This is a genomic window from Xanthomonas axonopodis (genome assembly GCF_001304695.1).
Lineage (GTDB): Bacteria > Pseudomonadota > Gammaproteobacteria > Xanthomonadales > Xanthomonadaceae > Xanthomonas > Xanthomonas axonopodis.
On sequence record NZ_JFAQ01000105.1, the window covers coordinates 1 to 9,270 of the forward strand.

The 9,270-nt window shown below is 65.1% G+C and carries 7 protein-coding genes and 1 pseudogene; 4 read left to right on the forward strand and 4 right to left on the reverse strand.

The window, feature by feature from the left end:
• A pseudogene (locus tag XAXN_RS10865) lies at positions 1 to 602 on the reverse strand (B12-binding domain-containing radical SAM protein); the annotation flags it as partial.
• Positions 603 to 733: 131 nt separating this feature from the next.
• Here XAXN_RS10865 and XAXN_RS10870 point away from each other — a divergent pair.
• Entirely contained in the window at positions 734 to 1,792 is a 1,059-nt protein-coding gene (locus XAXN_RS10870; protein WP_054319567.1) for a phosphoenolpyruvate carboxykinase (ATP), read from the forward strand.
• A 93-nt stretch (positions 1,793 to 1,885) separates the two neighbouring features.
• Positions 1,886 to 3,607, forward strand: a complete 1,722-nt coding sequence (locus tag XAXN_RS10875) for an ATP-binding cassette domain-containing protein (RefSeq protein WP_054319568.1) — start codon at positions 1,886 to 1,888, stop codon at positions 3,605 to 3,607.
• Between the two features lie 213 nt (positions 3,608 to 3,820).
• Here XAXN_RS10875 and XAXN_RS10880 read toward each other — a convergent pair whose 3' ends face one another.
• Positions 3,821 to 5,245: an MFS transporter gene (locus XAXN_RS10880; RefSeq protein ID WP_054319569.1), complete on the reverse strand. Its 1,425-nt coding sequence runs from the start codon at positions 5,243 to 5,245 to the stop codon at positions 3,821 to 3,823.
• A gap of 397 nt (positions 5,246 to 5,642) precedes the next feature.
• On the opposite strand from XAXN_RS10880, the gene XAXN_RS10885 reads away from it, so the two are divergent.
• On the forward strand, positions 5,643 to 6,641 hold the full coding sequence (locus tag XAXN_RS10885) for an LLM class flavin-dependent oxidoreductase (RefSeq protein ID WP_054319570.1): 999 nt from the start codon (positions 5,643 to 5,645) through the stop codon (positions 6,639 to 6,641).
• Positions 6,642 to 6,701: 60 nt separating this feature from the next.
• On the forward strand, positions 6,702 to 7,202 hold the full coding sequence (locus XAXN_RS10890) for a pyridoxamine 5'-phosphate oxidase family protein (protein ID WP_054319571.1): 501 nt from the start codon (positions 6,702 to 6,704) through the stop codon (positions 7,200 to 7,202).
• A gap of 33 nt (positions 7,203 to 7,235) precedes the next feature.
• On the opposite strand, the gene XAXN_RS10895 is transcribed toward XAXN_RS10890, so the two are convergent.
• Positions 7,236 to 7,904: an exopolysaccharide biosynthesis protein gene (locus XAXN_RS10895; RefSeq protein ID WP_054319572.1), complete on the reverse strand. Its 669-nt coding sequence runs from the start codon at positions 7,902 to 7,904 to the stop codon at positions 7,236 to 7,238.
• The gene (locus tag XAXN_RS10900; protein ID WP_042822074.1) at positions 7,888 to 9,228 is read right to left on the reverse strand and encodes a hemolysin family protein; all 1,341 of its coding nucleotides are present in this window, start codon (positions 9,226 to 9,228) and stop codon (positions 7,888 to 7,890) included. Before XAXN_RS10900 ends, XAXN_RS10895 begins: the two co-directional genes overlap by 17 nt.
• Positions 9,229 to 9,270: the final 42 nt, after the last annotated feature.

The following is a 9,270-nucleotide window of genomic DNA, read 5'->3' on the forward strand; positions in this document are numbered from 1 at the left end:
CGAACACTGGCTGGCCGGGGTGCACGCGCATTGCCGCCAACCAGCCGGCGGCAATCCGCGTCAACCCCGGCCAGCCAGTGTTCGGTGGTGATATCCGGTGTTGCGTCGATGCGTTCCAGCAAACAGATCAACGGGGCGATGCCTTCGCCGATCAACACCGCATGTGCGCCTGCGGCCAGGAATGCGTCCGGGTTGTCGGAGGCATCCGAGCCGGCCACCAGCACGCGGCAGCCAGCGGCACGGGCCTGCCCGATCATGCGGCAGGCGGCCTCTCGCATCCGGCTCAGGCACATCTTGGTGAGGAAGTTGAAGTTGTCTTCGTAGAACACCACCAGATCCGGCTGCGCAGCGTGCAGCGCAGCGGTGTAGCCCTCTACATCGTCGGCCAGCATGGCATCGAACAGGCTCACTGCATGCCCACGTTCGCGCAGCAGCGCTGCAATCTGCAGCGTCGCCAACGGTGGATAGGGCTTGCCGCGCTCCCATTGCTTGGGGTCGTAACGCAGGAAATACGAATGACTGACCTGGATCTTTACCATCTGCACAAGGCTCTCGTTCTCTCGCCAGGTGGGCGCAGCGGCGGCGTGCGCAGACACCGGCATTCGGCTCGGCAGTAGGTGCGGATGCAGGCGACTTTGGTTGCGTCGCATTGCATGCGGGCACGGCGTGGGCGATGCAACCTTTTTGCTGAAAAGCGGCACACATCGGCTGATTCAGCACATCGGATAAAGGCATGCCGCAGTCGACTGCATGGGCTCAACATACGCCACTGAGCGATGGCGCCGCCGCCATCGCAACCGGGGCAGCAGTGGCGGCAGATCCGTTCGGCGAACATCGCCTGCGGCGGTTGGGCGTGCGCCGGCAGGTTCTCGGCGCGCTGTTCCATTTTCAGAGCGATAGCGAAGCATTGTTGGCGCTTGTCGATGCCGCCTACGTGGGTTTGCCTGCGCACCGGTTGCCGGGCGCTACGGAATTTCATGTCACGCTCGACTTGCTGCCGCGTGCGCCGGGCCGCACCGATGCCGAGCCGCCACTTGTGCGCACGCACGCCAGCGGCGGCCTGCTGTGCGGTGTCATGGATGCCTGCAATTACCTGATGGTGTCGGTATCGCAGCGCCGCGCGATGCTGGTGGTGTCCGAGGACATGCTTGCCCACGCGTATCACGTGCGTTACGAATTGATCGAATTCGCAGTGTTCCTGCTGGCTGCGCGTGGCATCGGGCTGGTGCCGCTGCATGGCGCTTGTGTGGGTCAACGTGGACGCAGCGTGTTGCTGCTTGGCGCCAGTGGTGCGGGCAAATCGACCTTGGCCTTGCACAGCCTGTTGCATGGCCTGGACGTTGTCGCCGAAGACAGTGTCTTTGTGGCGCCCGATAGCCTGCTCACCACAGGCGTTGCCAACTTCCTGCACCTGCGTGCCGAAGCGCTGGGCCTGGTCGACGCGCCCACGCGCGCGTGGATCAGCGCATCGCCGGTGATCCGGCGCCGCAGCGGCGTGGAAAAATTCGAGGTCGATCTCCGCCGTCGCCACGCGCATCTCGCACCCAAGCCCACGCAGTTGCATGCGATCGTGATGGTGTCCAGGGCGCCGGCCATCGCATCGGCGCAGCGCCTGCTCGCGGTACCTGGCGAGCAAGTCGCCGCCTGCCTGGCCCATGATCAACCGTATGCCGCCGGTCAGCCCGGCTGGCAGCGCTTTGTCGAACAAGTGCAGCGCATCGGCATGTTCACCTTGCACCGTGGCACGCATCCGCAGGCATCGGTGGATGCGCTGCTGCAGCTGTTGCAATGAGTGGTTGTCTGCAAGCGTCCTGGAACGCCACCGGCCGGCAGCTCGTCGTCGTGCACTGGCGCCTGCAGGTTGCGCGCGAATGAGCCGCTGGCCATGACCGCAGGTCAGCGCATGCGCGCTGCATTGCACCAGTTCGCGAGCACTCTGGTGCCGGCAGACATGCCGACGATTGCACTTTACGTCGCCTTGTCGCTGGCTGCCGCGTTGGCCGGCAGCGTGGTGGCGGTGTGTTTGCTCCCGCTGGTGCAGCCAGGCCACAGCGTGCAACTGGCGGGCTATCGCCTGGCATTGCCGGGCAGGCTGGCGATGCAGGTGGGCGTGTTCATTGCCGTGAGCGTGCTGTTTGCCGTGCTGCGTTGGCACAGCGCACGTTTGGCCGCGCAGTTGACCAGCCGCTATGCCATCGGTCTGCGCAAACGCGTGCATGCGGCATTGATCGATGCGCCACTGCCGGCCTTGTCCGGCGCTAGCTCGGCAGAAATCGCCAACGTGCTCACGTACAACATCGAGATCGCCGCGCAAGGCTTCAGCGCCGTTCTGCAGCTGCTGGTCGCGGCCATCACTGCGCTGGTGAGCGTGTGCATTGCGGTGCTGATCGCACCTGCGCTGTTGATCACCACCCCACTGCTGGCGGTGCTGGCATGGTTGGGGCTGCGCTTCTCCAGCAGTCACGCACAGGCACGTATCAGCCGCGCGTATGTGGCGGACATGACCCAGCTGTTCTGGCTGAGCGAAGATTTTCCGCGTCGCTTGCGCCATGTACGATCGTTTCAGCGCGAACACCTCGAAGTCCGTCATTACGAGCGCATTTCGGCGCGGCTGGGCGATGGGTATGCGCAGCAGCAAGCACTGGTTGCCGGCAGCCGTCTGCTGCTGGAGCTCACCGCGGTGGTCGCCATCGCCGGCATCCTGGTGCTGGCCAATCGTTGGCAGGGGGGCGATCGTGCTGCGCTGATCACCGTCAGTCTGTTGCTCGGCCGTCTGCTGCCGTACCTGGTCACCACGCGGCAGAGCCTGCAGCAGTTGCGTTCGGCGTGGCCGGCGCTGCAGCTGTGGCACCGCTACGTTGACTTGGGCGCTGCGCGTGCACACGGCCCGGAAGACATGGCCGAACCGTTGCCGGCTGCGCTGCATATCGAACACATCGGGCTGGCGCTGCCGTTGCCCCAATGCGCGATCGAATCGCTATTGCTGGTGCCAGGGCAGATAACCCTGGTGGTCGGTGCCTCCGGCGTGGGCAAGAGCAGTCTGATGGATGTGCTCTCCGGCCAGACGCCGGCGGCGCAGTTCGTGGCGCACATGGGCGGACGTCGGCTGACATTCTCCGCGTATCGACATCTGGTGCGGCACAGCGCCTACATCGGCCAGGGCGTGCGGCCGTGGCAGCACACGGTGCGCGAATGCTTGCAGTGGGCGCTGCCCGGCGCCTCTGACGCACGCATGTGGGAGGCGCTTGCAGATGTCGGCATGTGCGCACGGCTGCAGCGCGATGCGCACGGTCTGGACACGCCGATTCATGCGCAGGACGGTCGCCTGTCCGGCGGCGAGTTGCAACGCCTGCTGCTGGCGCAGGTGTTGCTGCGTCGGCCGACGCTGGCGATCCTGGATGAAGCAACCAGCGCCCTGGATGCCGATGCGGAGCATCAGGTGCTGAGCACTCTGCGCGCACGCCTACCGCAGAGCGCGCTGGTGGTGGTGTCGCATCGCACTAGCTTGGCCGCAGTGGCGAACCGCACGGTGACATTGGGCAGCGCACCTCTCGAACCGGGGCATGCCGGCACGGCGGAGATGGCGGCAAAGCGCGGTGCACGATGACGCGTCCTCGGCTGGCAGTCGGGGCGATCAACCAGAGGGCAGAGGGCGGCGTAACGGCTTGTGGCGATAGAGAGTCGCCGATCAGTTCCGCCGGCTGATCACTGAGCCGCCGTTACTGTGTCAGAACCGGGGCCATTGTCAGACACGCACCGACGTGCGCTGAATCCCATCCTGCACAATGCCCTACACGCTGCTGGTTGCGCAGGCGTTCCATCATCCGCACTCACCTGCAATGTCTTCCAGTGCACGATTGCGCGTGCGTGGGCCGGACACCGCAATCACACCCGCCACGATCGACATGCTGAGCGCGATGAAGGCCAGCACGCCATGGCTGCCAACCTGCGTCAGCAACCAGCCGATCAGCACGCTGCTCACTGCCGTGGACAGGCGACTGAAGGAGTAGCAAAAGCCCACGGCACGTGCGCGTAACCCGGTCGGGAACAGCTCTGCCTGATAGCCGTGATAGGCAAAGCTCATCCACGCGTTGCAGAACGCGATCATTGCCCCGCACAGCACCATGCCGACGGCATAATGCTGCAACGCGAACAAGCCACCGAACACAACAGCGCCCAGCGCCGATGCGGTGATCTGCCATTTGTTTTCCCAGCGCTGCGCAAAACGCAGCAACAGCAATGGCGCCAGCGGGTAGGCCAACGAGATCGCAAAGGAATACGCCAGGCTTTTGGTCACCTCGGCCCCGGCGCCCTGCGCCGAGATCAGCGCAGGCAACCAGTTACCGAAACCGAAGAAGCCGATCGCCTGAAACACATGGAAGACCACCAACATGCCGATGCGCCCGCGATACGGCGCACGCCACAGCGGCGCGCTCGGCATCGTGCCGGCCGGCGAGGGCGCGGCCGCCTGCGGCGCGGCCAGTGGCGCACCCACATCCTGCGTGCAGCGCGCTTCCAGTTCGATCACCACTGCATCGGCTTCTGCGTGGCGGCCGTGTGCGGCCAGCCAGCGCGCTGATTCCGGCAGGCGGCTGCGCAGCCACCAGATTGCCAGCGCAAACGCGCCGCTGAGCAACACCACCCAGCGCCAGCCGCTCACCCCCAACGGCGCGGACGGCACCAACATCCATGCGGTCAGCGCGACCGTGGGCACCGCCAGAAATTGCACGAAAAATGCAAATGCAAACGCCGCACTGCGCATGTGTCGCGGTACCAGTTCGGACAGATACGTATCGATGGTGACCAGTTCGATTCCCAACCCGATGCCGACCACGCAGCGCAGCACGATCACCCCGCTGGCAGTGGTCTGCAGACCCATCGCCACGGTCGCCGCGGTGTACCAGATCAAGGCAAAGGTAAACACCGGGCGACGCCCGAACTGGTCGGCAAACGGGCTCAATAGCGCGGCACCGACAAACAACCCAAGGAAGGTGGCCGCCGCAAATGCGGCTTGATCGGACATGCCGAATGCGCCTTCCGCGCCGCTGGCAAAAATGCCGTCGCCAATCAGCCCGGGGCTGATGTAGGCGGTCTGGAACAGGTCGTACAACTCGAAGAAGCCGCCCAGCGCCAGCAACCCCACCAACCGCCACAGCGTGGCACTGGCCGGCAGCCGGTCGATCCGGGCGGCGATCTGCGCGGAAGGCGAGGGCTGTTCGGGGGGCGCGAATGTACTCGAAGACATGGGCAGGCAGGCGCAGACGAGGCGGCGCCATCATAGCCAGCGTCCGGATACCACAGCGGGCACGCTTCGTCGCGCAGTCGATGCGTTCGTCTGTGGCGAGAGGGCATTGGGCATTCAAGGTGCGCGAAGCCGACCAGGGAACAGTAATCTTCACCGCAACCGCAACCGCAACCGCAACCGCAACCGCAACCGCAACCGCAACCGCAACCGCAACCGCAACGTCTCTGGCCAACAGCAAGCTCAAAAACGCCGCTGGCGCGAGTCGGAACGAGCCCGCACGCCCAAAGCGTTGTCCGACTGCTGGAATGCTGTAATCCCTCACGGCACCCGACAAGCCGCTGGCAATGCCGCCGGGCCAGCCCCATCTCTGGGACATCACTCTTCCCGGAGTCACTCGATGACCCCCATTTCCGTGCTCGATCTGGCGCCGGTCTGCGAAGGCAGCGACACCACCCACGCCTTCGCCAACATGCTCGATCTGGCCCAGCACGCCGAGCGTTGGGGCTATCAGCGCTACTGGCTGGCCGAACACCACAACATGCCAGGCATCGCCAGCGCCGCCACCGCAGTGCTGATCTGTCATGTCGCCGGCGGCACCAAGACCATTCGCGTGGGTGCCGGCGGCATCATGTTGCCCAACCATGCACCGCTGCAGGTGGCCGAACAGTTCGGCACGCTGGCCTCGTTGTATCCGCAGCGTATCGACCAGGGCCTGGGCCGCGCACCGGGCACCGATCCCACCGCACGCGCCTTGCGCCGCTATTTCGACAGCGCCGATCACTTCCCGCAGGACGTGGCCGAATTGATGCGCTACTTCGCGCCGGCGGTGCCGGGGCAACTGGTACAGGCCGTGCCCGGCGCCGGGCTGGAGGTGCCGGTGTGGCTGCTGGGGTCGAGCCTGTTCAGCGCACGCCTTGCCGCCGCGATGGGCCTGTCGTTCGCGTTCGCCTCGCATTTCGCACCCGATGCGATGGACGAAGCGGTGGCGATCTATCGCCGCGAATTCCGTCCGTCCGCACAACTCGCCCGGCCGCACGTGATGCTGGCCCTGAATGTGGTGGCAGCCGAGACGCCAGCGCAGGCACGGCGTCTGTTCACGACCCAGCAACAGAGCTTCGTCAATCTGTGTCGCGGCAAGCCGGGCAAGATCCCGCCGCCCATCGACGATATCGACAGCTTCTGGCAGCCGCACGAGCGTGCCGGGGTGGAGCGTGCATTGGCCTGCACGGTGCTCGGCGATGCCGAGCAGATTGCGCGCGGCGTGGCGGAGTTCATCGAGCGCCACACGCCCGACGAGCTGTTGTTCACCGCCAACATCTACGACCACGCCGCGCGTCTGCGGTCTTTCGAAATTGCCGCCGCCGCGTGCCGCGAGCTGGACGTGACCTTGGTGTGATTCACGTCACTTTGCGCTGCGATCCGCTGTGATGCATGCACATCTATTGGGAAGACCAGCATGCAATTTCAACAACGCAGCGAGAGCATCAAGCAGTTGGCCGAATTGATTCGCGGTGTGGACATCGCCATGTTCACAACCGTCTCGGCCGACGGCAACCTGGTGAGCCGCCCGCTGGGCACGCAGGAAGTCGAGTTCGACGGCGACCTGTGGTTCGCCACCGCCGCCGACAGCCCGAAAGTGGCGGAAATCGCCGACGATCCGCGCGTCAACGTGGCCTATGCGTCGGCGTCGAAGAACACCTATGTCTCGGTGGCCGGCACCGCGCGCGTGGTCCACGACCGCGCCAAGATCGACGCACTGTGGTCGCCGGCCATGAAAGTGTTTTTCCCGGGCGGCAAGGACGACCCGAACCTGCGCTTGATCCATGTGCGTGCCGAATCGGCCGAATACTGGGACGGCCCCAGCGGCCTGCTCGGCAAGGCGCTGTATTTCGTGATGACGGCGGTCACCGACGATACCGGCAGCTTGTCGGACAACCGCGTGGTCGATCTGAAGTAGCTGCGCGAAAGCCACGCGCCGGACGCGCTGCGCTCAGCGCCAGGCGTCCGGCCACCAATCGCGAATCAGATCCACCAGCTGGTCGGAGGTGACACCGAACACGGCGACCGAGATCAGCGCAGCTGCCCAGCCCACCAACATCAGCGCACCGTCGCGCTCAAGCAGGGCCAGCGCGAACAGCAGCAGGATCAAGCCGAAGATATAGTTGGTGAAGGGGATCGGCAGCGTCAGCAAGATGCCCACCAACACCAATAACAAGCCGGTGAATAGCTGTGCCGGCATCCGGTCCAGCATGCCGTGCAACCGCGGTTTGAGCAGGCGATCCAGGCGTTGCAGCGTCGGTCCCAGTTTGGCCACGAAGTGCTGGCTGGTCCGACGGCGCGGCCCACGTTCGCCGATGAAGCGCGGTACCCACGGCTTGCGCAGGCAGCACATCATCTGCAGTCCGATCAGGATCGTCAGTGGTCCGCTGATGCCACCGGCGACGCCGGGAATCGGAATGAACGAGGGCAGGATTGCAAGAAACAGGAACACGCCGAAGGCGCTTTGCTGCAGATCGGCCAAGATCTCGCGAACGCGCAACACCTGGTCCGGATCACCTTCGCTGAAGGCTGCCAGCAAGCTGCGGATGCCTTCGTTGCGGTAGCGCATCTGCTCGCTGGCATCATCGCGCGGCGCATTGCCGTCACCCGACGATGTCATCGCTGTCCTCGTCGCCTACCCGGCGCAGCAGCAACTTGTCCACGCGCGCACCGTCCAGGTCGACGATCTCGATGCGCCAGCCGGCCCAATCGAAGAATTCGCCGGCCTGCGGAATGCGCCCGAAATAGTAAATGCACAGGCCCGCAAGCGTGTGGTAATCGCCTTCGTCGGCGTCGGGCAATTCGGCACCGAGCACTTCGCGCAATTCTTCCACCGGCAGCGAGCCGTCGATCAACAGCGAGCCGTCCGCGCGCGTGACCACCAGCGCGTCTTCGTCGGTGTTTTCCACCGCCTGCAGACGGCCGACCACCGCGCCCATCAGGTCGCTGATGGTCACCAGGCCACGGATTTCGCCGTATTCGTCGACCACCAGCGCCATCGACTGCTGTTCTTCGCGAAAGATTTCCAGCAGCTTCATCGCGTGCGTGGATTCGGACACGAACAAGGTGTCGCGCAGCGCCTGGAACAGGTGCGCGCCGTGGCCATCCATGCGCGTGACCAGCGATTTGACTTCCAGCACACCGGCGATGTCCTGGTCGCTGCCGCGGTACACCGGATAGCGCGAAAATTCGTGCTCGCGCATGACCTGCAGATTGCGTTCCGGCTCGGCGTTGGCGTCCAGCCAGGCGATGCGGTTGCGCGGGGTCATCAGGCTGTCGGCGGTGCGATCGCCCAGTCGCATCACCCGATTCATCATGTCGCGCTCGTGCGCGTCGATCACGCCGGCCTCGTGGCTTTCGGCCACCAGCATGCGGATCTCTTCTTCAGTGACCGAGGCCGATTCGTCCTTGCCCATGCCCAACATGCGCAGCACCAAGCGGGTGGAGCGTGCCAGCACCCACACCCCGGGCGCGGCGATCTTGGCCAGCCAGGCCATCGGCACCGCGACGACGCCTGCAATGTCTTCGGAATTGCGCAGCGCCAGCCGCTTGGGCACCAACTCGCCGAAAATCAGCGTCAGGAACGTGATCAGCGCCACCGCCAGGGTGCTGCCGATCACCACCGAATACGGGCGCGGCTTGCCGACCAGTTCGAACGTGCCCGCCAGGGCCGGGAACACCCCCTGCAGCCAGCTGGCGATGGCTTCGCCGATCGCCTCGCCGCCGAACACGCCGGTCAGGATGCCGATCAGGGTGATGCCGATCTGAACCGTGGACAGGAAGTTTTCCGGGCTTTCGGCCAAGGCCAGGGCCCGCGCGGCGCGCTTGCTGGAACCGGCCATCTGCTTCAGGCGGCTCTTGCGCGAGGTCATCAACGACATCTCCGACATGGCGAAGAAGCCGTTCAGCACAATCAGGGCGATGACGAACAAAAACTCAACCACGGGCGTCTTCCCCGGTCAGTGAGGGGGAGGGCGGGGGAGCAC